We start from the raw sequence: 22,644 nt of genomic DNA on the forward strand, positions 1-22,644 counted from the left end.
CAGCCGGCGACTCGCCTTCGCGCATGCGATCCAGTGCCATGAGACGCATCTCTTCCAGCGCCGCTCGCGATACCTTGCGTCCGTCTCTCTTCATGTCGGGTTGGACAGCACTGGCGGACATTGGTTCCCTAATTTACTGACTTATGAGTAAGATATCGCGCTCCATCTTCACCCGTGCCAGCTCTCGCCGCAGCCGTTCGTTCTCGGCCTGGCTGTCGCTCTTGAGCGGCTTGCCGGGGCTCGACTCGTAGCGGCCTTCCTCGACCTTGCGAATCCAGGCGCTGAGCACGCTGCGCTCTACACCCAGCTCCCGGGCAATCGCACTGGTCGTCACCCCGGGCTGCGTGGCCAGCTTCACTGCCTCACGCTTGAACTCGTCGGTGAACTTTCTTCTTCGCTCCCATCACTTCCTCCTGAACACATGTTGCCATCTAATGTGTCCGGGGAAACGGGGGTAGCCCACTGCTGGCCCAAGCGATCAAGGCCACCTTCGAGCGGCGCGGCATGGCGGTGCCCGCCGGGTTGCCGGTCGGCCTGACGGATGAGTTCGCGCACGATCCCTCGCGGCAGGCTCTGTGGCAGGCGTTCATCAAGAAGAACGAGCTTGCTCTTGAACCCTTGCCCACCATCGTGGATCGGCTGCGGGTCGCCTTGGGAGCAGCGTTGAACCGAGCCGCCGCTTGAAAATCCCTGGAACCCGGTCCGCAAGTTCCCGGCCGGGCCAAATGTCCTGTTCCTTGCCCGGATCCTGTTCCCTCCGCCTGCCAATGCTGCAATCCAACCGCTTGATTCGTCCGCGCGTAACCCGTTGATCTGTATGGCTCCTCGTTGCGGTCTTTGCGGACTTCGGGCCAGTTCCAGGGAGCGAGGCCGGAGAGAAAAACGGCAAGGAGAGAGTGGAAGGTGGTCCTGGACGGGGCCATGAGCTGACCGGCGAAGTCCGCAGGCTTCCGCAGGAATCCCCGCGAACACGCGGGAGTCGGCGCGATCGGGCAAGAAAAAACCCCAACCGAGAACGGTTGGGGTTTCATTATTGGTGGAGGCGGCGGGAATCGAACCCGCGTCCGAAAGCGCTCGACCCTCGGTACTACATGCTTGTCGTGCTGTTTGATCTCATCCGCCGGCAACACAGCACGCCAAGCGCACCGTCGGACCAGCCTGCTTTGTTTAACCCGGTGCCGACAGGCGGCAGCCCCGGGCGGTCCTGTGACAGTGACCCCGACTCCACAGGCACAGGCACGAGTGGGTCAGGGGCTTAGGCCTTAAGCGGCCAGTGCGTAGTTGTCGTCGTTGGCAACTAAAGTGTTGTCACTTGCTTTACGAGGTGAGTGACGACCTCGGCATGCACCAAGCGGTGTTGCAACCCCCGTCGAAGCCAGGTCGCCCCCGTTCAGTGATCCCAGTATGGGGGCGGCCTTGGCGTGCCGCAAGGGGTCGGTGCGGCGTCGCAGGCAGGCGTTCATCCGGCATGGCCGGGTTGCTCCGCAATACCGATCACATCATCGCCCTGGTGTGCAGGTGGGGACGGGCAGCATCGCGCAGCGTGGACGTGTTGCGCTCAGTATCAGCGGGACGGCGTGTCGGGCGCGGCCTGCAGGTGGGCGGAACGTCGGGGTGATGGCGAACGGTGCAGCAGCAAGCCGGCAGGGTCCATGGATGAGGGTGCGGTCGCCGGCCTGCTGGGAAAACAGGGCGCCCGGACGGAATCGCCCCTCACAGGGAGGGGCGATGTGCCAGCGTGCGGCGGCGTCCTGCGGAGAGCCGCCATTGCCGGCCGGTGCAACGGCGGGATCACATTCCGCGGGTGGGATCCAGCTGCAGTGCACGCGCGCGTCCGAGATCGTCGAGGAATTGGTCGGCGTTGCGCTTGTCTCGTGCCAGGGCGTCACGCGGCCTGCATTGCGTGGTGGGAATCGAGGAACCCGTGCGCTTCACGCGGCGGCACACGACATCCGACTTGCCGTCGTCGGTGCCGGCGACCGCCGGTGCCAGGGTCGCGTTGACGCGCGCCTGCGCGGTCCGGATGCGGGCGCGGTTGCGGACCGGATCTTCGGCAATCAGGCGTTCCAGGGTATCGAGCGAACGCATCACGATGCGCTTTTCGGCATCGGTGAGGGCCTTGGGCACGTTCGGACCTTCCAGGTTGGTACGGATGAAATCAGCCACCTCCGGAAAGACGTCCGGGTTGAGTTCGTCTTCGGAGATCACGAACGTGCTGGCCTGTGCGCCGCACGCGAAGGCCAGGAGGGCGAGGGCAGCCACGATCGGCCGGATGAGGGAGCGGGTCTTCATTCGCTTGGGTCCTTGAGTGTCGTCGGGCGAAACGATCTACGCATTTCGTCGTACGAACTATACGCAAAACTTTCGGGTATGCAAGAGGGAATCGGGGCGGGATGGGTGGCCGGGCGGGGTACGGGCGACAGGGCCGTTTTCGTGGCCTGGGCTGAAGGATTCCGCAGGGGGATTGTTCCGCAGCCAGCCTAGCGCGCCGACAGCTCGTTCGGTGTCAGTGCGGCTTCGGGCCATGGCGTCTGGTGTTTCGCTTTGGCGATCCGACCGGCTGCCAGCGTCCCGATCCGGCCATGGCGTGCCGGTTTCGATCTGGTGGGTGGTGTCCCGCATGCGAGGGGCGCGGTTCCGGGCCACGTCCTGTGGCGGCGGGCTGCAAGGGGCCCCGTCGCCAGGGATGCCTGCCCATTGCCCGCTCCACCAGCGCGCCTGTTCGTAAGGCGTGCCGGGCCAGTTGAAATCCCCGGAATCCGGGCGCGCGCGTCGCAGCTATGCGTCGGCGGGACGCAGGTCCGGCTGTGACGTGTCGATCTGGACCGCGACGCCGGTCGCCAGGCGCAGCGGTCCTTCGGTCCGTTCCTTCGACATCACGGCCAGCGCATGCCAGCCCTCGCTGTCGCCGATGGCCCAGACGATTTCCCCCGCCGCCGTGTCGCCGTCACCCGTCACCCGGGTCATGGCCGGCGGTGGCTCGCCTGGACCTGACAGCACGAACGCGGCGCGCTTGCTCTGGCCGAGGTAGTGCATGCGGGCGACGATCTCCTGGCCCGGATAGCAGCCCTTCTTGAGATCGAAGGCATGCAGGCGATCGAGTGAAAGCCATTGCGGGACGAACTGCTCGCTGCCGGGCTGCCCGGGACTGATGTAGGGCACGCCGATGCGCAGGTCGGCAAGCCGCCAGCGGCTGGCCTTTGACTCGTCGATACCCGGTCCGGAACCGGACTGGTGCAGCCACAGGTAACGCCTGCTCCCGGCATCTTCTCCGGGAAGGTCGATCACGATGTCACCCGTGCCTGCCGGTGGCGGCGTGAAGCAGCCCGCTGCCTGCCAGGACGACGTGGCGTCGAGGCGGACCTTTGCGCGGAACACGAAACGCTGCAATGACGAGGCGAGGGCGGCCGCACCGCCTGCCGGCAACCACAGCAGCAGGGTCTGTGCGTCCGCGCGGACGAGGGCGAAGAAAGCGACAAGTCGTCCCTTGGCATTGAGCCAGCCGTTCCAATGCCAGCCGCTGTCGGCGAGCGCGGTGGCGTTGTTCATGAACTGCGCCTGCGCGAACGGGACCGCATCGGCGCCGCTCAGCTGCAGGATTTCACTGTCTGGGAGGCGTGTACACATGGGCGGGGAGCCTATCATTCCGGTTGCTTCGACGGATGGATCCGTGCGTGTTGCCCGGATTGGCCTGGCTCACCGCTCATCGCGACGGGAAGATAGGGAACAGGTTCGCCCGCAGCCGGCAGGTCCCGTCGCGCACGCCCTCCTCACGCCGATCCCGCCGCCGGCATGAGGAGGGCTTTCGCCCATTCGTCGGGCCATGTTGCCTTGCGGTAAATCACTGTAAACGGTAGGCTAGACGGGATTTTTCCAGCCCCGAAATGCATCAGTCACCGTCCAGCGAACAGAACCAGCCGGAATCGTCCAGCGAGTCCGAGAAGGTCGTCGACGAACGGCCGAAGGAGTATGGCGGCCGGAAAGGCCCGGAGCCGACGCGCTACGGGGACTGGGAAAAGAACGGTCGCTGTATCGATTTTTGACGATCAAGGCTCGCCCGCCGGTGTTGCCGAACATGGGCGCGTCTTCCTGCCGGAGTATTGCCCATGCGCGAGCGTCCCCTGTCGCCGCACCTCCAGGTGTATCGATGGCCATTGAGCATGGCCCTGTCCATCCTGCACCGCGCCAGCGGCGTCGCCCTGTCAGTGGGCGCGATCGTGCTGGTCTGGTGGCTGATGGCAGTGGCCGCCGGTGGTGACCAGTACCAGCGGTTCGTGGACTGCGTCGGCTCGCCGCTCGGCAAGCTCGCCCTGTTCGGCTGGACGCTGGCGATGATGTTCCACCTGATGAGCGGCATCCGCCACCTGCTGTGGGACATGGGCTGGGGCTTCGAGCGCGAGCGCTCGCAGGCCACCGGCTGGATTGTCGTCATCGGCACGGTGGTACTGACCGCACTGGTCTGGTTGCTGGCACGGGGAGGTCTGTGATGGCCGCTGCAGGCAAGCGCATGCTGACGCCGCTGAAGCGCGTCAAGGGCCTGGGTTCGGCGCGTTCCGGCACCCGGCATTTCTGGATCCAGCGTGTCACCGCCATCGCGCTGGTGCCGCTGACGCTGTGGCTGGTGTGGGTGATTCTCGGCCTCGTCGGCCAGGATGCCTTCGTGGCGCGCGCGCGACTGGCCGAGCCGGTCACCGGCATGCTGCTGGTGGCGTACATCGCCGCGCTGTTCTGGCACACCCAGCTCGGCCTCCAGGTCGTGATCGAGGACTACGTGCACACGCGCTGGATGGAGGTCGCCCTCCAGATCCTCGTGAAGTTCGCCGCCGTCGCCGGCGCCGTGTTGGCCACCCTGGCCGTCATCCGCATCGCATTGGGCAACTGATCGCATGGACGCCTACAAGATCCACGAGCATTACTTCGACATGGTGGTGGTCGGCGCCGGCGGGGCCGGACTGCGCGCCACCTTCGGCCTGGCGCAGAAGGGTTTCAACACCGCCTGCCTGAGCAAGGTGTTCCCGACCCGCTCGCATACCGTGGCCGCGCAGGGTGGCGTCGCCGCCGCGCTCGGCAACATGGGCGAGGACGACTGGCGCTACCACTTCTACGACACGGTCAAGGGTTCGGACTGGCTGGGTGACCAGGACGCCATCGCCTACATGTGCAAGGAGGCGATCCCGGCGATCATCGAGCTGGAACACTACGGCCTGCCGTTCTCGCGCACCGAGGATGGCCGCATCTACCAGCGTCCGTTCGGCGGCATGACCACGCGCTTCGGCGAAGGCCCGCCGGCACAGCGCACCTGCGCCGCCGCCGACCGTACCGGCCACGCCATGCTGCACGCGCTGTACCAGCAGTCGCTGGCGCATGATGCACAGTTCTTCGTCGAGTTCTTCGCCCTCGACCTGATCATGGACGAGGAAGGCGCCTGCCGAGGCGTGCTGGCGCTGGAAATGGCGACCGGCGAGCTGCACCTGTTCCGTGCCCAGGGCGTGGTCCTGGCCACCGGCGGCTACGGCCGCGCCTATTTCTCCTGCACCTCGGCGCATACGTGCACCGGCGACGGTGGCGGCATGGCGCTGCGCGCCGGCCTGGCGCTGCAGGACATGGAATTCGTGCAGTTCCATCCGACCGGCATCTACGGCGCCGGCTGCCTGATCACCGAAGGCGTGCGTGGCGAAGGCGGCATCCTGCGCAACGCCAGTGGCGAGCGTTTCATGGAGCGCTATGCGCCCAGCGTGAAGGACCTGGCGCCGCGCGACATGGTCAGCCGCGCCATGACCATCGAAATCCGCGAAGGCCGCGGCTGCGGTCCGAACAAGGACCACATCCTGCTCGACCTGACCCATCTGGGCGCCGAGGTGATCCACGAGCGCCTGCCGGGCATTTCCGAAACCGCCAAGATCTTCGCCGGCGTCGACACCACGCGCCAGCCGATCCCGGTGCTGCCGACCGTGCACTACAACATGGGCGGCATCCCGACCAACTACCACGGCGAAGTCGTGCAGCTGCGCCACGGCGATCCGGATGCGGTGGTGCCGGGCCTGTACGCGATCGGCGAAGCCGCCTGCGTATCGGTCCATGGCGCCAACCGGCTGGGCTCCAACTCGCTGCTGGACCTGGTGGTGTTCGGACGCGCGGTGGCCAACCGCTGCGCCGCGACGCTGACGCCGGGTGCGCGCCACAAGCCGCTGCCGACCTCGGCCTGCGACAAGGCGCTGGACAACCTGGACCGCCTGCGCCATTCCAACGGCAGCCGTGCCACCGCCGAGATCCGCCTGGACATGCAGCGGACGATGCAGAACGACGCGGCGGTGTTCCGCACCTCCAGGTCGCTCAGCGAAGGCGTCAGCAACATCGGCCGCGTGTTCGACAGCTTCCAGGACGTCCGCGTCAGCGACCGTTCGCTGGTCTGGAACTCCGACCTCATCGAGACGCTGGAACTGCAGAACCTCCTCGGCCAGGCGGTCGTCACCATGGCCTGCGCGGAAAATCGCAAGGAATCCCGTGGCGCCCACGCGCACGAGGATTACCCGCAGCGTGACGATGCCAACTGGATGAAGCACACGCTGTGCTGGATCGACGGTAACGGCAAGACCACCATCGATTACCGCCCGGTGCATCTCCAGACCGGTTCCGACGAAGTCGATACCGTTCCGCCCAAGGCGCGCGTCTACTGACGCCCGCCGCGTGCCTGCCTAGCCAGATGCAAGGATTGAGCCATGGCTGAGTTTTCGCTGCCCAAGAATTCCCGGATCACCCAGGGCAAGACCTGGCGCGCGCCTGCCGGCGCCACCAACGTCCGCACGTTCAAGGTCTATCGCTGGGATCCGGACACGGATGCGAATCCGCGCACCGACGTCTACGAGATCGACATGGACACCTGCGGTCCGATGGTCCTGGACGCGCTGATCAAGATCAAGAACGAGATCGACCCGACGCTGACGTTCCGCCGCTCGTGCCGCGAGGGCATCTGCGGTTCGTGCTCGATGAACATCGACGGCCGCAACACTCTGGCCTGCACGAAGGCGCTGGAAGAGATCAAGGGCGAGGTGAAGATCTATCCGCTGCCGCACATGCCGGTGGTGAAGGACCTGGTGCCCGACCTGACGCATTTCTATGCGCAGTATGCATCCATCCAGCCCTGGCTGAAGACGGAAACGCCGGCGCCTTCGGGGCGCGAGCGCCTGCAGTCGCCGGAGGACCGCAAGAAGCTCGACGGCCTGTACGAGTGCATCCTGTGCGCGAGCTGTTCGACGGCGTGCCCGAGCTACTGGTGGAACTCCGACCGTTACCTCGGCCCGGCCGTGCTGCTCCAGGCCTACCGCTGGATCGTCGACAGCCGCGACGAAGCCACCGGCGAGCGCCTGGACCAGCTGGAAGATCCGTTCCGCCTGTACCGCTGCCACACCATCATGAACTGCACCAACACCTGTCCCAAGGGCCTGAATCCGGCCGAGGCGATCGGCGAGATCAAGCAGTTGCTGGTGGAGCGCCAGGGCGCCTGAGCGGACGCATGAACGTTGGGGTCGTGGTCATGAAAGGCATCGGGGTCACCGCGGGAAGGCGGGATCCCGCTCTTCGCATCGGCCATGGCTGCCGTATCCCGTCCTGTGCATCAGTTCAGGCCGGACAGGACCGGCCCGGCAACGGTATCGTCGCGTGAGTGCCGACATCGGTCGCCTGCGCTGGCGCTGCCGCCGCGGCATGAAGGAGCTGGATGCGCTCTTCAATGCGAGGCTTGACGCGCTCATCGCCCAGGGCGATGCCGACGGGCTGGCTCGCTTCCAGCGCCTGCTGGAATGCGAGGACGACCAGCTCTGGCGCTGGTGTCTGGGTCACCAGCATCCCGGGGATGCCGACCTGGCGGCGGAAATCGATGCCCTCCGCGCCATCCATCCGGATTGAGCATCGCCCCTCGCGCTGGCAGCGGGCGCTGACTCTCACGCTTGTGGTTGCGGCCGGTGTCGCACTGGCTTTCGCCCGGTGGCCCATGGCTGGGCGGATTCTCGCGCTGCTCATCTACGCCGCATGCGTGGCGCTGGTCGTCCGTCGGGTTCGTCAGGCTTCCTGGTCGGCGGTGTCATGGTCCGCGGATGGAAGCTGGCGCATCGCCTGCGATGACGGGAAGGAGCGGCCGGCGACCCTGCAGGAATCACGGCTGTTCGGCCCGCTGATCGCGCTGCGGCTGCGCGTCGGCGATGCGGTCCTGCGGGTGCTGCTGTGGCCCGACAGCGCCGATGCCGATGACCTCCGGCGCCTGCGGATCCGGCTCGGTCGTGAATCCGGGCAGGGCGGGGACACTGCAAAGTAGGGGGCACCGCCGGGTTTCCGTTAAGCTGCCGCCCCCGATCCCGGAACGTTCGCCGCATGTTTCGACCCCTGGCCCTGTGCATCGGCTTGCGCTACACGCGCGCCAAACGGCGCAACGGATTCATCTCCTTCATTTCCGCGGCTTCCGTCCTCGGCATCGCACTGGGCGTCACCGCCTTGATCACCGTGGTGTCGGTGATGAACGGTTTCGAGAAGGAGCTGCGTGCCCGCATTCTGGGCATGATCTCGCATGCGACCATTTCCGGCGTCGGCAGCGGGCTCGGCGCGTCCGAATGGCAGGCCGCGATGTCGTCGGCGCAGGGCGACAGCCGCGTGGTCGGCGCCGCGCCCTACATCGAACGCGAGGCCATGCTGCAGGGCCAGCAGGTGGCCGGCGCCATCATCCGCGGCATCGATCCGGCCAGCGAGCCTTCGGTGTCGCAGATCGCCGGGCAGATCAAGCATGGCCGGTTCGACGGCCTGAAGGCAGGGGAGTTCGGCATCGTGCTCGGCCAGGAGCTGGCCTGGGTGCTGGGTGCCCAGGTCGGTGATCGCGTCACCGTCTACGCGCCTGAAGTGCGGGCGACGCCGGTCGGCGCGATGCCGACCCTGCGCAGCTTCAAGGTCGTGGCGGTGTTCGAGGCCGGCATGCAGGAATACGACCGCGGCCTTGCGATGATCCATCTGCAGGACGCACAGCGGCTGTATCGCATGGGTGACCAGGTCACTGGCGTGCGCCTGAAACTCACCGACCTGTTCCAGGCCTGGCACGTCGCCCGCGACCTCGCCGACCAGCTGGGGGGTCTCTACCGCGTGCGCGACTGGAGCCAGGAGAACGCAAACTTCTTCGAAGCGGTGCGCATGGAGAAGATGGTCATGTTCATCATCCTCTCGCTGATCGTCGCCGTTGCCGCCTTCAACCTGGTGTCGAGCCTGGTGATGCTGGTGACCGACAAACAGGCCGACATCGCCATCCTGCGCACGCTTGGCCTGAGTCCGCGTGAAGTGATGGGCGTGTTCATGGTGCAGGGCTCGATCATCGGCGTCTTCGGTACGCTCCTGGGCGTGGCTGGCGGGCTGGCGCTGGCGTTCAATGTCGAGCGCCTGGTGCGCTGGCTGGAAGGCGTGCTTGATCGCCAGTTCCTGTCGCCGGACATCTACTACATCAGCACGCTGCCATCGGATCCGCAGGCGGCCGACATCATCGCCACCACGGTCGTGGCGCTGATCCTCGCCGCATTGGCGACCCTGTATCCGGCGTGGCGCGCTTCGCGCGTCGATCCCGCCGCCGCGCTCCGCTATGAGTGACCCTGCGATGACTGGCACCACCGTCCTGGCCTGCCGCGGCCTGTCGATGACCTATTCCGAGGGCAGCATTCGCACCGAGGTATTGCGCGGCGTCGATTTCGAAGTGCATTCCGGGGAAACCGTCGCGATCGTCGGGGCTTCCGGGTCCGGCAAGAGCACGCTGCTGCACCTGCTCGGCGGACTGGATACACCCAGCGCCGGCGAAGTGCAGGTCATGGGCGAAGCGATGACCCGGCTGGGTGACGCCGCGCGCGGACGCCTGCGCAACCGCGCCCTGGGATTCATCTACCAGTTCCACCACCTCCTGCCGGAGTTCACGGCGCTGGAGAACGTCGCCATGCCGCTGGTCATCGGCGGCAGCGATGTGGCATCGGCGCGGCGGCGCGCGAGCACCCTCCTGGAGCGGGTCGGCCTGGGCCAGCGCATGGAGCACAAGCCGGGCGAGCTGTCCGGTGGTGAACGCCAGCGCGCGGCGGTCGCGCGCGCACTGGTGACGCGTCCGGCCTGTGTGCTCGGGGACGAGCCGACCGGCAACCTGGATGCGCGCAATGCCGGCGCGGTATACGAGCTGATGCTGGAACTCAACCGCGAAATCGGCACCGCCATCGTGCTGGTGACGCACGACCGTTCACTGGCGGCGCGTGCAGCGCGCGTGCTCGAACTGCGCGAAGGCCGCCTGCAGCCGGCGGCCTGAGTTTGCGCCGCCAGCAGGGCAGGGCGGCCGTCAGTCCGCCTGCCGTTCCGCCAGCGGCTGCGCCACCTGGACGCGGAAATGCCGCGATCGCCGCGCCGACATCCGCAGCAGCAGCCAGTCGGGCAGGTACTTGGTCATCAGGTAGATCGTCTTGTAGAGCAGCCCGCTGATCTGCACGATCCGGCCGCGCTCCACGGCACCAAGCGCATCCCGGGCGACGCGGTCGGCCTGCAGCCAGATCCACTTCGGCATACGGTTCATCAGCGGCCGCGCGCCATTGACGTCATGGAACTCCGACAGGGTGAAGCCGGCGCAGACGGCGCAGGTGTTGACGCCGCGGCCGCGGTATTCCAGTGCCAGCGACTGGGAAAACTTCACCAGGAAGGATTTCGAGGCGGCATACAGCGTATGGCCGGCGGTGCCGGGAATCAGGCCGGCGACCGAGGCGATGTTGATGATGCGCCCATGGCCACGCTCCAGCATGCCTGGCAGCAGGCGCCAGGCCAGCTCCACCGGTGCCGACACCATGATCTGCAGGAAATCGCGGTGCACCGGCCAGTCCTGGTCACGCAGGTGGCCAGGGATGCCGTATCCGGCGTTGTTGACGAGCAGGTCGATGCCGAGGCCGCGCTCATCCAGCTCTGCGGCGATCTGCGCCGGTGCCCCGGCCTGGTTCAGGTCGGCGACGAGGATGGTCGAATGGCTGCCATGCGCCGATTCCAGTTCGGCCGCCAGCGCTTCCAGGCGCTCGCGACGGCGGGCGGTCAGCACCAGGTCGTAGCCGCGGGACGCCAGTTCGCGGGCGAATGCGGCGCCGATGCCGGCGGAGGCGCCGGTCACCAGTGCCAGCGGGCGGCGTTGCGGGTGGTTCGACACGGTGCGTCCCTCCAGTGTGTGAGCGATCCGGATTGTAGGCTGCGACGCCGGCGGCACACACGGGCCTGCGGCGCCCATGCGACCACGCGAACCGAATTGGACGGCCAGCACCTTTCCGGCGTTCCCTTTCCCGTCGGCAGTCTGTAACCTTCGCGCCCGACGAACGCAGGGTGCGGAGATGCGCAGGAAGATCATCGCCGGAAACTGGAAAATGCATGGCGACCGCGTGCTGGCGGCCGCGCTTGCCGAGGCCTGCGTGTCGATCGTGCAGGCACGTCCGCACCTGGACGTCATCGTCTTCCCGCCGTTCACGCTGCTGGCCGGCGTCGCCGGCAGGCTGTCCGGCTCGAAGGCCGCCACCGGTGCCCAGGACGTGAGCGAGCATGCCCGCGGCGCCTACACCGGTGAGGTGTCGGCGGCGATGCTGGTCGAGGCGGGCTGCACGCATGTCCTGGTTGGTCACTCCGAACGCCGGCAGCTTCACGGCGAGGACGATGCCACGGTCGCCCGCAAGTTCATGGCCGCGCAGGCCGCCGGCCTGGTGCCGGTGCTGTGCCTCGGCGAAAGCCGGGCTGAACGCGAGTCCGGCTCCACCGAAACGGTGGTCGGCCGGCAACTGGGGGCGGTGATGGAGGCGGCCGGGGTCGCCGCGCTGGAGCGCGCGATCGTCGCCTATGAGCCGGTCTGGGCCATTGGCACCGGCCTGACCGCCAGTCCCGATCAGGCGCAGTCCGTTCATGCCTTCCTGCGTAGCGAAGTCGCGCGGCAGGATGCTAGAATCGCCGCTTCGCTAAGAATCCTGTACGGCGGCAGCGTCAAGCCCGACAATGCCGCGGGGTTGTTCGGCCAGGAGGACATCGACGGCGCGCTGATCGGAGGCGCCTCGCTGGTCGCCGCCGACTTCGCCGCCATCGCGGATGCCGCACGGGATTGAGCCGGATTCTAGTACTGGAACGAACATGATTTTCACTCTGATGATGGTGCTGTATGTGGTGCTGGCGGTCTTCATGATCGGCTTCATCCTCATCCAGCGTGGTGCGGGTGCTTCCGCCGGTTCGGGTTTCGGCGCCGGTGCGTCGGCGACGGTCTTCGGCGCCCGCGGCGCGGCCTCGTTCCTGACCAAGGCGACGAAGTGGCTGGCGATCAGCTTTTTCGTGCTGACCCTCGGCATGGCGATGTACGTGCAGCGCTCCGGCCTGGTCGCCAATGCACCGAGCGACGACCTGGGCGTCATGTCCGGCGTCGAAGTACCGCTGGCACCGGAAGGGGCGACGGATGTCCCGGCGGCCCCCGCGGCAGCGGCTCCGGTCGTTGACGAGGCGCCGGCGGCGCCGGTGGTCGAGGAGCCGTCTCCGGAACCCCAGGAACAGTAATCCCTTGAATCCTTGAACATTGCGGATGTGGTGGAATTGGTAGACACGCTATCTTGAGGGGGTAGTGGCGCAAGCTGTGTGGGTTCGAGTCCCACCATCCGCACCAGTTGTAGAAGTCGCCGCCCACAAGGCGGCGACGTCATAAAGAGCGTCTCGATCCGCTGCCCTGCAGGCGCGACGACGCGATGTCCGGAGTGCCCCGTCGCACTCCAGAATGGCGACCCCGGCGCGCAGCGTGCTGCGCCGCGAGCCGGCCGCGAAGGGTTTCGATTTGTCCTGTCATTGGAGGACAGGACACCCGGCCAGGGATGGCCAGTGCTGATGTGTCGGCGGTGCCGGCACGGAGGTTGACGTGCTAAGCGAATATTTCCCGATACTGGTGTTCCTGGGTGTTTCCACCGGCCTGGGACTGGCATTGCTGGCTATCGGCCAGCTGATCGCGCCGAAAAAGCCGGAGGCCGAAAAGGGTTCGCCCTATGAATGCGGCTTCGAGGCCTTCGAGGATGCGCGCTCGCGTTTCGACGTGCGCTATTACCTGATCGCGATCCTGTTCATCGTCTTCGATCTCGAGATCGCCTTCCTGTTCCCGTGGGCGCTGGTCTTCGACGCACTCGGCATCGAGGCCATCGTCGCGATGGCGGTGTTCCTGGGCATCCTGGTGATCGGTTTCATCTACGAATGGAAGAAGGGAGCGCTGGAATGGGAATGACCCCGTACCGCACGCCCGATGCAGAGGTCAGCACCTCCTTCTGGCGCAACCCCGAGCCGAACGGCATCGTCGACGACATCCTGCGTCCCGATGGCCGCCTGGCCGAGGAGGGATACACCACCACCACGCTGGACGCGCTGGTGAACTGGGCGCGTACCGGCTCGCTGTGGCCGGTGACGTTCGGCCTGGCCTGCTGTGGCGTCGAGATGATGCACGCCGGTGCCTCGCGCATCGACCTGGACCAGTACGGCGTCGTGTTCCGTCCATCGCCGCGCCAGTCCGACGTCATGATCGTCGCCGGTACGCTGGTGAACAAGATGGCGCCGGCCCTGCGCAAGGTCTATGACCAGATGCCGGAACCGAAGTGGGTGATCTCCATGGGTTCCTGCGCCAACGGCGGTGGCTACTACCACTACTCGTATTCGGTGGTGCGCGGCTGCGACCGCATCGTGCCGGTCGACGTGTATGTACCGGGCTGCCCGCCGACTGCCGAAGCACTGGTGTACGGCATCCTGCAGCTGCAGAAGAAGATCCGCCGCAGCAACAACTTCAAGCGCTGAGGAGCACGGACGTGAGCGAAGCGATCGCGAGCCTGGCCGAGCGCCTGGTCGCCCATTTCCAGGACCGTGTCCGCGTCACCGAGGCCGTTGGCCAGGTCACGCTCGAGACCGGCCACGAGCACTGGCTGGATGTCGCGCGCGTGCTGCGCGACGAATTCGGTTTCGAGCAGCTGGTCGACCTGTGCGGCGTTGATTACCTGGGTTACGGCGCTGGCGAGTGGGATGTGTCGGACGTCAGCTCCGGCGGCTTCTCCCGTGGCGTCGAAGGCACCGGTCCCGGTCGCTTCCGCTGGGAGGACCGCCCGGAAAGCGTCAACCAGCCGCGCCGTTTCGCCGTGGTCGCGCAGCTGCTGTCGGTCAGCCGTAATGCCCGCCTGCGCATCCGCTGCTTCGCGCCGGATGACGAATTGCCGATGGTGCCGTCGCTGACCGGCATCTGGCCGGGCGTGAACTGGTTCGAGCGCGAGGCGTTCGACCTGTACGGCGTCGTCTTCGAAGGCCATCCCGACCTGCGCCGCCTGCTGACCGACTACGGTTTCATCGGCCATCCGTTCCGCAAGGACTTCCCTCTGATCGGCAACGTCGAAGTGCGCTACGACCCCGACAAGGGCCGCGTCGTCTACGAGCCGGTGACGTCGGTGCAGCCACGCGTCGGCGTGCCGCGCGTGTTGCGCGAGGACGCCCGCTATTCCACCGCTTCCGCCGAGCAGGCACAGCGCCGGGCAGGGCAGGGCTGATATGGAAATCCAGAGCTACACGATGAATTTCGGCCCCCAGCATCCGGCCGCGCACGGCGTTCTGCGACTGGTGCTGGAGATGGAAGGCGAGGTGGTCCAGCGCGCCGACCCGCACGTTGGCCTGCTGCATCGTGCCACCGAGAAGCTGGCCGAGTCGAAGCCGTTCAACCAGTCGATCGGCTACATGGACCGCCTCGACTACGTCTCGATGATGTGCAACGAGCATGCCTACGTGCGCGCCATCGAAACGCTGATGGGCATCGAGGTGCCGATCCGCGCCCAGTACATCCGCACGATGTACGACGAGATCACGCGCATCCTCAACCACCTGATGTGGATCGGCTCGAACGGTCTCGACCTGGGTGCGATGGCGATCTTTCTGTACGCCTTCCGCGAGCGCGAGGAACTGATCGACTGCTACGAGGCGGTCAGCGGTTCGCGCATGCACGCGACCTATTACCGTCCGGGTGGCGTCTATCGCGACCTGCCGGACACCATGCCGAAGTACCGGGAGTCGCCGTGGCGCAACGCGAAGGAGCTGAAGCGCCTGAACGCGAACCGCGAGGGCTCGCTGCTCGATTTCATCGAGTCGTTCACGCAGGAATTCCCGAAGCGGGTCGACGAGTACGAAACGCTGCTGACCGACAACCGGATCTGGAAGCAGCGCACCGTCAACATCGGCGTGGTTTCGCCGGAACTGGCGCTGGCCTGGGGCATGACCGGCTGCATGCTGCGCGGTTCGGGCGTCGAGTGGGACCTGCGCAAGAAGCAGCCGTATGCCGCCTATGACCGCGTCGATTTCGACATCCCGGTCGGCGTGAATGGCGACTGCTACGACCGTTACCTGGTGCGCGTCGCGGAAATGCGCGAGTCCAACCGCATCATCAAGCAGTGCGTGGACTGGCTGCGTGCCAACCCGGGCCCGGTGATGGTCGACAACTACAAGGTCGCACCGCCGTCGCGCACGGAAATGAAGAACGACATGGAAGCGCTGATCCACCACTTCAAGCTGTTCTCCGAGGGTTACTCGGTGCCGGCTGGCGAGGTGTACTGCGCGGTCGAGGCGCCGAAGGGCGAGTTCGGCGCCTACCTGGTCTCGGACGGTGCCAACAAGCCGTTCCGGCTGAAGCTGCGTCCGCCCGGATTCGCACACCTGTCCTCGATGGACGCCGTCGTCCGCGGCCACATGCTGTCCGACGTGGTGGCGATGATCGGCACCTACGACATCGTGTTCGGCGAGGTGGATCGATGAACGCGCGTTGCGCGGCACGGGTCCCGGCTGGCGGGAACCGCGGAGAGATGGCATGAAGGCAACCGGCAATTTCGACAAGGTCAAGGACGTTGATCCGCACGTCGTCCTCAGCGACGCCACGCGCGCGCACATCGACCACTGGCTGACCAAGTTCCCGCCCGACCGCAAGCGCTCGGCGGTGATCCAGGCCCTGTTCGCGGCGCAGCAGCAGAACGGCGGCTGGCTCAGCGACGAGCTGATCGCCGCGGTGGCGAAGTACCTGGACCTGCCGCCGGTGTGGGCCTACGAGGTGGCCAGCTTCTACTCGATGTTCGAGCTGCAGCCGGTCGGCCGCAACAATGTCGCCATCTGCACCAACATCTCCTGCTGGCTCAATGGCGCGGAAGACATCGTCCGCCATTGCGAGAACAAGCTGGGCGTCAAGCTCGGCGAGAGCAGCGCCGACGGCCGCGTCTACCTCAAGAAGGAGGAAGAGTGCCTGGCCGCGTGCTGTGGCGCGCCGATGATGGTGGTCAACGGCCACTACCACGAGAAGCTCACGCCCGAAAAGGTCGATGAGATTCTCGACGCATTGAAGTGAGGATCGACATGGCGCATCACGAGTCCACCGGTCCCGTCGGCCCGCCGCCGCAGGAGCACAACGTCGTCTACACGACGCTGCACTACGACACGCCGTGGAGCTACGAGAACTATCTCAAGGCCGGTGGTTACCAGGCCTGGCGCAAGGTGCTGACCGAAAAGACGGATCCGGCGGCGATCGTCGACCAGGTCAAGGCCAGCGGCCTGCGTGGCCGCGGCGGCGCCGGTTTCCCGACCGGCCTGAAGTGGTCGTTCATGCCGCGCACGGCGCCGGGCCAGAAGTACATCCTGTGCAACTCCGACGAATCGGAGCCCGGCACCTGCAAGGACCGCGACATCCTGCGCTTCAATCCGCACGCTGTCGTCGAGGGCCTGGCGATCGCCTGCTACGCGACCGGTTCCACGGTCGCCTACAACTACCTGCGTGGCGAGTTCCACCACGAGCCGTTCGAGCACTTCGAGCAGGCACTGGCTGACGCCTACAGGCATGGCTGGCTGGGCAAGGACATCCTCGGCTCCGGCATCGACGTCGACATCTACGCCGCACTCGGCGCGGGTGCCTACATCTGCGGAGAGGAAACCGCGCTGATGGAGTCGCTGGAGGGCAAGAAGGGCCAGCCGCGCTTCAAACCGCCGTTCCCGGCGAACTTCGGTCTCTACGGCCGGCCGACGACGATCAACAACACCGAGACCTATGCCTCGGTGCCGGCGATCCTGCGCAACGGCGCCGAGTGGTTCCTCAACCTCGGCAAGCCGAACAATGGCGGCCCGAAGGCCTTCTCGGTGTCCGGCCACGTCAACCGTCCGGGCAACTACGAGGTCCGCCTGGGCACGCCGTTCCGCGAACTGCTGGACATGGCCGGTGGCGTGCGCAACGGCAACCAGCTGAAGGCGGTGATTCCGGGCGGGTCGTCGATGCCGGTGCTGCCTGCGGACGTCATGCTGGAATGCACGATGGACTACGACTCGATCCAGAAGGCCGGTTCCGGCCTGGGTTCGGGGGCCGTCATCGTCATGGACGAGACGACCTGCATGGTCCGCGCCTGCCAGCGCATCGCGCGCTTCTACTACGCCGAGTCCTGCGGCCAGTGCACGCCGTGCCGTGAGGGCACCGGCTGGATGTACCGCATGCTCACGCGCATCGTCGAAGGCAAGGCCACCATCGAGGACGTCGGCATGCTGCGCGAGGCCGCCGGCCAGATCGAAGGGCACACCATCTGTGCCTTCGGCGAAGCCGCCGCCTGGCCGGTGCAGGGTTTCCTGCGCCACTTCTGGCATGAATTCGAGTACTACGTGACCCACAAGCGTTCCATGGTCGCCGACAAGCTGGGAGTGGCGGCATGAGCACCCAACCCAATCCGCAGCCGCAGGACCTGGTGAACCTCGAGATCGACGGCAAGCCGGTCTCGGTTCCCAAGGGCAGCATGATCATCGAGGCGTCCGACCAGGTCGGCGTCCCGGTACCGCGCTTCTGCTACCACAAGAAGCTGCCCATCGCCGCCAATTGCCGCATGTGCCTGGTCGAGGTCGAGAAGTCGCCGAAGCCGATGCCCGCCTGCGCCACGCCGGTGATGGAAGGCATGAAGGTGTTCACGCGCTCCGAGAAGGCGCTGCGCTCGCAGCGCAATGTCATGGAGTTCCTGCTGATCAACCACCCGCTGGACTGCCCGATCTGCGACCAGGGCGGGGAGTGCGAGCTTCAGGATGTGGCCATGGGCTACGGCCGTTCGGTGAGCCGCTTCGTCGAGCGCAAGCGCGTCGTCGCCGACGAGGATCTCGGTCCGCTGATCGCCACCGACATGACGCGCTGCATCCACTGCACGCGCTGCGTGCGCTTCATGCGCGAAATCGCCGGCACCACCGAGCTGGGTGGCATGGGCCGTGGCGAGCACCTGGAAATCGGCACCTACGTCGGCAAGTCGATCGAATCGGAAATCGGCGGCAACATCATCGATGTCTGCCCGGTCGGTGCGCTGACCAACAAGGTTTTCCGATTCAAGGCGCGTCCCTGGGAGCTGATCGCGCGACCGTCGCTGGGCTACCACGACGCGCTGCATTCCAACCTGTTCCTCCATGTCCGCCGTGGCCAGGTCCTGCGCACCGTGCCGCGCGAGAACGAGGCCGTCAACGAGAACTGGCTGTCCGACCGCGACCGCTATTCGCACGCGGGCCTGTACAGCGCCGATCGCGCGACGCAGCCGCTGCTGCGCGATGGCGACAGCTGGCGCGAAGCCGGCTGGCAGGAAGCGTTGGAGCGCGTTGCCGACATCCTGCGTGATGCGCCGCTCGGCCGCACCGGTTTCCTGGTGGGCGGATCGACGTCGTGCGAAGAAGGCGCTCTGTTGCGCCGCCTGGCCGACCATCTCGGCAGCCCCTACATCGACCATCGCCTCGGCCAGGTCGACTTCGCCGATGACGGCACGCACGCCGCCAGGGCCGGTTTCGAAATGCCGCTGGAGCAGATCGAGAGCGCGAAGACCGTTCTCCTGGTCGGCTGCAACCCGCGCCACGAAGCGCCGCTGCTCGGCCATCGCATCCGCAAGGCCTGGAAGGCCGGCGCGCAGGTGCATGCCGTCAATCCGGTCGCCTTCGACCTGTATTTCGACCTGGCCAGCCAACACATCGCAGCGCCGTCGAAACTTGTGCAGCAGCTCGCCGCCGTCGCTGCGGCGGCACTGGACGGTGCCGCCGCCCCGCAGGCGCTGGCGGGCCTGATCGCCTCGGCGAAGCCGGGCGAGGGCGAACGCAACCTGGTCAAGGCGCTGCGCGATGGTGGTCCGGCCGTCGTCATCGTCGGCGACCATGCCAACCGTTCCGCCGTGGCTTCGCAGCTGCGTGCCCTGGCGCGACTCGTCGCAAGCAGCACCGGTGCTGCCTTCAACCTGTTGCCGGTTGCCAGCAATGGCGTCGGTCTGGCGCAGGCGGGTGCCGTGCCGTCGAAGGGCGACGCCCATGTCGCCGCCATGCTCGCGCAGCCCCTGCCGGCCTATGTGCTTTACAACGCCGAAATGCTCGACTTCGCCGAGCCGGCGCGCGCACGGGAGGCGCTCGGCGCCGCCAGGGTCATCGCGTTCTCGGCCTATGCCGACGAGGCCATGAAGCAGGTTGCCGACGTCATCCTGCCGATCGGCCTGCTGCCGGAAATCGATGCGACGCTGGTCAATGTCGATGGCCTGGTGCAAACGACCACCGCTGGCGGCGCGCTGCAGGGCAGTGCGCAGCCGGGCTGGCGTGCGCTGCGTGCGCTGGCCGAACTGCTGCAGGCCAAGGGCTTCGGGTTCACCGACCTGGGCGGCCTGCGCGCCAGCCTAACGCTGCAGGCAGCACAGGCGGACGACCGCTTTGCCGTCGCCGCGCCGTCCGAGGCCGCCGCGGTCGAGCGCGTCAATGCCTTGCCGGTCTATCGCAGTGACGCCGTGGTCCGCCGGTCCGCCCCGCTGCAGGCGACGCCGATCGCCACGTCGGCCGCCCTGCGCATCAGCGCCGGGACCGCGATGCGCCTGGGCCTGTCCGACGGCGGTCGTGCGCGTGTCCGTGGCGCTGGCGGCGATGCGGTCCTCCCGGTCAGCGTCGATTCGCGGATTGCCGATGGCGCCGTCTGCATCGACGCCGGATTTGAAGCGACATCGCAGCTGCCGGCTTCCGGCGCGCTGAGTATCGAAGGAGCCGCGCCGTGATCGACTGGTTGCGCGAACTGTTCCTGGCCTGGGGTCCATTCGGTCTCCTGGTCTGGACCCTGATCAAGATCCTCGTGATCGTCCTGCCGGTGGTGCTGGGCGTGGCCTTCTACGTGCTCTTCGAGCGCAAGGTCCTCGGCTGGATGCATGCCCGCCACGGACCGGTGTTCGTCGGCAAGGTCTTCGGCATCGGCTGGATCCAGCCGTTCGCCGACGTCGTCAAGCTGCTGCTCAAGGAAGTGGTGCGACCGACCAACGCGCACGGCTTCCTCTACTTCCTGGCCCCGCTGCTGGCACTGGCGCCGGCGCTGGCGGCCTGGGCGGTCGTGCCGTTCGATGACGGCGTGGTGCTGGCCGACGTCAATGCCGGACTGCTGTACCTGCTGGCGATGACGTCGATGGGCGTGTACGGCATCATCCTTGCCGGCTGGGCCTCGAACTCGAAGTACGCGTTCCTCGGCGCCATGCGTTCGGCGGCACAGGTGGTCAGCTATGAAATCGCCATGGGCTTCGCGCTGGTCGGCGTGCTCGTGGCCGCGGGCAGCCTCAACCTGACCACGATCGTCCACGCCCAGAACGGTGCCGGCGGCGTGCTGAGCTGGTTCTGGCTGCCGCTGCTGCCGCTGTTCCTGGTTTATTTCATCTCCGGCGTCGCCGAGACCAACCGCGCGCCCTTCGACGTCGCCGAAGGCGAGTCGGAGATCGTCGCCGGTTTCCACGTCGAGTATTCGGGTGCGGCATTCGCACTGTTCTTCCTCGCCGAATACGCGAACATGATCCTGATCTCCTTCCTGACCTCGATCCTGTTCATGGGTGGCTGGCTGTCGCCGTTCCCGGAAACCGTGCCGGTGCTGGGCGCCGATGGCTGGTGGTGGCTGGCGGTCAAGGTCGTGTTCTTCATGTTCAGCTTCCTGTGGCTGCGCGCGACCTTCCCGCGTTACCGCTATGACCAGATCATGCGCCTGGGCTGGAAGATCTTCATCCCGATCACGATCGTCTGGATCCTGGTTGTGGCCTTGATGGTCCATTACGGCTGGCTGGTCCAGTTGAAGGCCTGACCCCATGAAACGATTCACGCATTACCTCAAGAGCCTGATGCTGCTGGAGCTGCTCCAGGGCATGGGCGTGACCCTGCGTTACTTCGTGAAGCCGAAGTACACGATGCACTACCCGCAGGAGAAGATCCCGAAGTCGCACCGGTTCCGGGGCCTGCATGCGCTGCGCCGTTATCCGAACGGCGAAGAGCGCTGCATTGCCTGCAAGCTGTGCGAGGCGGTCTGCCCGGCGCTGGCGATCACGATCGACTCGGAGATGCGCGAGGACGGCACCCGCCGCACCACGCGCTACGAGATCGACCTGTTCAAGTGCATCTACTGCGGCTTCTGCGAGGAATCCTGCCCGGTGGATTCGATCGTCGAGACCGACATCCACGAATACCACTTCGAGAAGCGCGGCGAGAATGTCGTGACCAAGCCGCAGCTGCTGGCCATCGGCGACCGTTTCGAAGCGCAGATTGCCGCCGCGCGCGCGCTCGACGCGCCGTACCGTTGAGGGCCGGGACGATGACGAAGCTGGATACCCTTCGAGACAGCGGCGCCAGCGCGCCGGCAGCCGGCGTCGCCGCAAAGGAGCGCTCGTGGACCTGATCGTGGACAACCTTGAACTGATCGCGTTCTACGCCTTCGCCGGCCTGTGCCTGGCGTCGGCGCTGGCGGTGATCAGCGTGCGCAATTCCGTGCATGCGGCGCTGTTCCTCGTGTTGACGTTCTTCAGCGCCGCCTGCACCTGGCTGCTGGCGCGGGCGGAGTTCCTCGGCATCGCCCTGGTGCTGGTATACGTCGGCGCCGTGATGGTGCTGTTCCTGTTCGTGGTGATGATGCTCGACGTGCGCACAGAGAAACTGCGCGAAGGCTTCATCCGCTACCTGCCGGTGGGCATCGTCGTCGCCGTGCTGATGCTGATGCAGATGGTGGTGCTGATCGGTGTGCGCCGCATGTCCGGCATCGGCCTGGCCGACATCCCGGGCAAGGACTTCTCCAACACCGAGGCGGTCGGCATGAAGCTGTTCACCGACCATGTCTTCGGCTTCGAGATCGCCGCCGTGATCCTGACCGTGGCCATCATCGCCGCCATCGCGCTGACCCTGCGCCGCCGTGCAGGCACCAAGCACCAGGACATCGGCGAGCAGGTCCGCGTCAAGGCCAGCGATCGAGTGCGCATCGTGAAGATGCCGTCCGAAGGCAAGCCGGAGGTCCGTCAATGATTTCGCTGGCCCATTACCTGGTGCTCGGTACCGCGCTGTTCTGCATCAGCGTCGCCGGCATCTTCATCAACCGCAAGAACGTCATCGTGCTGTTGATGGCGATCGAGCTGATGCTGCTGGCGGTCAACGTCAACTTCATCGGGTTCTCCCGGTTCCTCGGCGCCATTGACGGACAGGTTTTCGTCTTCTTCATCCTGACCGTGGCGGCCGCCGAGTCGGCGATCGGGCTGGCGATCCTGGTGGTGCTGTTCCGCAACCGGTCGACGATCAACGTCGCCGAACTGGATGACATGAAGGGATGACCGG

The 22,644-nt window shown here is 66.4% G+C and carries 27 protein-coding genes, 1 tRNA gene, 1 other RNA gene and 1 pseudogene; 24 read left to right on the top strand and 6 right to left on the bottom strand.

The features are described from left to right. Nucleotides 1–121, bottom strand: a pseudogene (locus EDC25_RS14840) (IS630 family transposase); the annotation flags it as partial. Nucleotides 122–133: 12 nt separating this feature from the next. Continuing rightward, entirely contained in the window at nt 134–358 is a 225-nt protein-coding gene (locus tag EDC25_RS00010) for a transposase (RefSeq protein WP_123521919.1), read from the bottom strand. Nucleotides 359–504: 146 nt separating this feature from the next. On the opposite strand from EDC25_RS00010, the gene EDC25_RS00015 reads away from it, so the two are divergent. Then, nucleotides 505–684, top strand: coding sequence for a hypothetical protein (locus EDC25_RS00015; RefSeq protein WP_240639644.1), 180 nt, complete (start codon nt 505–507; stop codon nt 682–684). 350 nt (nt 685–1,034) lie between these two features. Here EDC25_RS00015 and ssrA read toward each other — a convergent pair. The 3 genes from ssrA to ygfZ form a co-directional block, all read right to left on the bottom strand. After that, nucleotides 1,035–1,388, bottom strand: a transfer-messenger RNA (tmRNA) gene (gene ssrA / locus EDC25_RS00020). A gap of 403 nt (nt 1,389–1,791) precedes the next feature. Next, nucleotides 1,792–2,292 carry a hypothetical protein gene (locus tag EDC25_RS00025; RefSeq protein ID WP_123521918.1) on the bottom strand — a complete coding sequence of 167 codons (501 nt, stop codon included), beginning with the start codon at nt 2,290–2,292 and terminating at the stop codon, nt 1,792–1,794. A gap of 486 nt (nt 2,293–2,778) precedes the next feature. Then, nucleotides 2,779–3,627: a CAF17-like 4Fe-4S cluster assembly/insertion protein YgfZ gene (ygfZ, locus tag EDC25_RS00030; RefSeq protein WP_164484016.1), complete on the bottom strand. Its 849-nt coding sequence runs from the start codon at nt 3,625–3,627 to the stop codon at nt 2,779–2,781. 257 nt (nt 3,628–3,884) lie between these two features. On the opposite strand from ygfZ, the gene EDC25_RS00035 reads away from it, so the two are divergent. From EDC25_RS00035 to lolD, 9 genes are all read left to right on the top strand, one after another. Continuing rightward, entirely contained in the window at nt 3,885–4,043 is a 159-nt protein-coding gene (locus tag EDC25_RS00035) for a DUF1674 domain-containing protein (protein ID WP_123521916.1), read from the top strand. Nucleotides 4,044–4,106: 63 nt separating this feature from the next. Further along, nucleotides 4,107–4,487, top strand: a complete 381-nt coding sequence (gene sdhC / locus EDC25_RS00040; RefSeq protein WP_164484015.1) for a succinate dehydrogenase, cytochrome b556 subunit — start codon at nt 4,107–4,109, stop codon at nt 4,485–4,487. Further along, the gene (gene sdhD / locus EDC25_RS00045) at nt 4,487–4,882 is read left to right on the top strand and encodes a succinate dehydrogenase, hydrophobic membrane anchor protein (protein ID WP_123521914.1); all 396 of its coding nucleotides are present in this window, start codon (nt 4,487–4,489) and stop codon (nt 4,880–4,882) included. The genes sdhC and sdhD overlap by 1 nt, the downstream gene beginning before the upstream one ends. A gap of 4 nt (nt 4,883–4,886) precedes the next feature. Further along, entirely contained in the window at nt 4,887–6,677 is a 1,791-nt protein-coding gene (sdhA, locus tag EDC25_RS00050) for a succinate dehydrogenase flavoprotein subunit (RefSeq protein ID WP_123521913.1), read from the top strand. Nucleotides 6,678–6,719: 42 nt separating this feature from the next. Continuing rightward, a complete protein-coding gene (locus EDC25_RS00055) occupies nt 6,720–7,505 on the top strand; it encodes a succinate dehydrogenase iron-sulfur subunit (RefSeq protein ID WP_123521912.1) in 786 nt (261 codons plus the stop codon). A 199-nt stretch (nt 7,506–7,704) separates the two neighbouring features. Then, nucleotides 7,705–7,905 carry an FAD assembly factor SdhE gene (locus EDC25_RS00060; RefSeq protein WP_123521936.1) on the top strand — a complete coding sequence of 67 codons (201 nt, stop codon included), beginning with the start codon at nt 7,705–7,707 and terminating at the stop codon, nt 7,903–7,905. Beyond that, the gene (locus EDC25_RS00065) at nt 7,853–8,311 is read left to right on the top strand and encodes a protein YgfX (protein WP_132577148.1); all 459 of its coding nucleotides are present in this window, start codon (nt 7,853–7,855) and stop codon (nt 8,309–8,311) included. The genes EDC25_RS00060 and EDC25_RS00065 overlap by 53 nt, the downstream gene beginning before the upstream one ends. Nucleotides 8,312–8,367: 56 nt before the next feature. Beyond that, a complete protein-coding gene (locus EDC25_RS00070) occupies nt 8,368–9,618 on the top strand; it encodes a lipoprotein-releasing ABC transporter permease subunit (RefSeq protein ID WP_123521910.1) in 1,251 nt (416 codons plus the stop codon). After that, nucleotides 9,611–10,312 carry a lipoprotein-releasing ABC transporter ATP-binding protein LolD gene (gene lolD / locus EDC25_RS00075; protein WP_123521909.1) on the top strand — a complete coding sequence of 234 codons (702 nt, stop codon included), beginning with the start codon at nt 9,611–9,613 and terminating at the stop codon, nt 10,310–10,312. The genes EDC25_RS00070 and lolD overlap by 8 nt, the downstream gene beginning before the upstream one ends. A 30-nt stretch (nt 10,313–10,342) precedes the next feature. Here lolD and EDC25_RS00080 read toward each other — a convergent pair whose 3' ends face one another. Continuing rightward, nucleotides 10,343–11,188 carry an SDR family NAD(P)-dependent oxidoreductase gene (locus EDC25_RS00080; protein ID WP_240639641.1) on the bottom strand — a complete coding sequence of 282 codons (846 nt, stop codon included), beginning with the start codon at nt 11,186–11,188 and terminating at the stop codon, nt 10,343–10,345. Between the two features lie 178 nt (nt 11,189–11,366). Here EDC25_RS00080 and tpiA point away from each other — a divergent pair, with 178 nt between their 5' ends. The 14 genes from tpiA to nuoK all read left to right on the top strand — a co-directional run bounded on the left by tpiA (nt 11,367) and on the right by nuoK (nt 22,640). Beyond that, entirely contained in the window at nt 11,367–12,122 is a 756-nt protein-coding gene (gene tpiA, locus EDC25_RS00085; protein ID WP_123521907.1) for a triose-phosphate isomerase, read from the top strand. A gap of 25 nt (nt 12,123–12,147) precedes the next feature. Then, entirely contained in the window at nt 12,148–12,561 is a 414-nt protein-coding gene (gene secG / locus EDC25_RS00090) for a preprotein translocase subunit SecG (protein ID WP_123521906.1), read from the top strand. 21 nt (nt 12,562–12,582) lie between these two features. Beyond that, nucleotides 12,583–12,667: transfer RNA gene (locus EDC25_RS00095), tRNA-Leu, on the top strand. A gap of 246 nt (nt 12,668–12,913) precedes the next feature. Next, on the top strand, nt 12,914–13,270 hold the full coding sequence (locus EDC25_RS00100) for an NADH-quinone oxidoreductase subunit A (protein ID WP_123521905.1): 357 nt from the start codon (nt 12,914–12,916) through the stop codon (nt 13,268–13,270). After that, on the top strand, nt 13,267–13,830 hold the full coding sequence (locus EDC25_RS00105; protein ID WP_205984950.1) for a NuoB/complex I 20 kDa subunit family protein: 564 nt from the start codon (nt 13,267–13,269) through the stop codon (nt 13,828–13,830). The genes EDC25_RS00100 and EDC25_RS00105 overlap by 4 nt, the downstream gene beginning before the upstream one ends. Nucleotides 13,831–13,841: 11 nt before the next feature. Further along, nucleotides 13,842–14,567, top strand: a complete 726-nt coding sequence (locus tag EDC25_RS00110) for an NADH-quinone oxidoreductase subunit C (protein WP_123521903.1) — start codon at nt 13,842–13,844, stop codon at nt 14,565–14,567. Between the two features lies 1 nt (nt 14,568). Beyond that, entirely contained in the window at nt 14,569–15,819 is a 1,251-nt protein-coding gene (locus tag EDC25_RS00115; protein ID WP_123521902.1) for an NADH-quinone oxidoreductase subunit D, read from the top strand. A gap of 52 nt (nt 15,820–15,871) precedes the next feature. Further along, nucleotides 15,872–16,399 carry an NADH-quinone oxidoreductase subunit NuoE gene (gene nuoE / locus EDC25_RS00120; protein WP_123521901.1) on the top strand — a complete coding sequence of 176 codons (528 nt, stop codon included), beginning with the start codon at nt 15,872–15,874 and terminating at the stop codon, nt 16,397–16,399. An 8-nt stretch (nt 16,400–16,407) separates the two neighbouring features. Then, complete coding sequence (gene nuoF, locus EDC25_RS00125; protein ID WP_123521935.1) at nt 16,408–17,742, top strand: NADH-quinone oxidoreductase subunit NuoF; 1,335 nt, start codon at nt 16,408–16,410, stop codon at nt 17,740–17,742. Beyond that, on the top strand, nt 17,739–20,075 hold the full coding sequence (nuoG, locus tag EDC25_RS00130) for an NADH-quinone oxidoreductase subunit NuoG (protein ID WP_132577149.1): 2,337 nt from the start codon (nt 17,739–17,741) through the stop codon (nt 20,073–20,075). The genes nuoF and nuoG overlap by 4 nt, the downstream gene beginning before the upstream one ends. After that, nucleotides 20,072–21,133, top strand: a complete 1,062-nt coding sequence (nuoH, locus tag EDC25_RS00135) for an NADH-quinone oxidoreductase subunit NuoH (protein WP_123521900.1) — start codon at nt 20,072–20,074, stop codon at nt 21,131–21,133. Before nuoG ends, nuoH begins: the two co-directional genes overlap by 4 nt. Before the next feature lie 4 nt (nt 21,134–21,137). Beyond that, nucleotides 21,138–21,626: an NADH-quinone oxidoreductase subunit NuoI gene (gene nuoI, locus EDC25_RS00140; RefSeq protein WP_123521899.1), complete on the top strand. Its 489-nt coding sequence runs from the start codon at nt 21,138–21,140 to the stop codon at nt 21,624–21,626. A gap of 94 nt (nt 21,627–21,720) precedes the next feature. Then, nucleotides 21,721–22,338 carry an NADH-quinone oxidoreductase subunit J gene (locus EDC25_RS00145; protein WP_377599451.1) on the top strand — a complete coding sequence of 206 codons (618 nt, stop codon included), beginning with the start codon at nt 21,721–21,723 and terminating at the stop codon, nt 22,336–22,338. Next, nucleotides 22,335–22,640 (top strand): NADH-quinone oxidoreductase subunit NuoK, encoded by a 306-nt coding sequence (gene nuoK / locus EDC25_RS00150; protein WP_123521898.1) that lies wholly within the window; start codon nt 22,335–22,337, stop codon nt 22,638–22,640. Before EDC25_RS00145 ends, nuoK begins: the two co-directional genes overlap by 4 nt. The last annotated feature ends 4 nt before the right edge of the window (nt 22,641–22,644 follow it).

It is taken from the genome of Pseudofulvimonas gallinarii, from assembly GCF_004343305.1.
Lineage (GTDB): Bacteria > Pseudomonadota > Gammaproteobacteria > Xanthomonadales > UBA2363 > Pseudofulvimonas > Pseudofulvimonas gallinarii.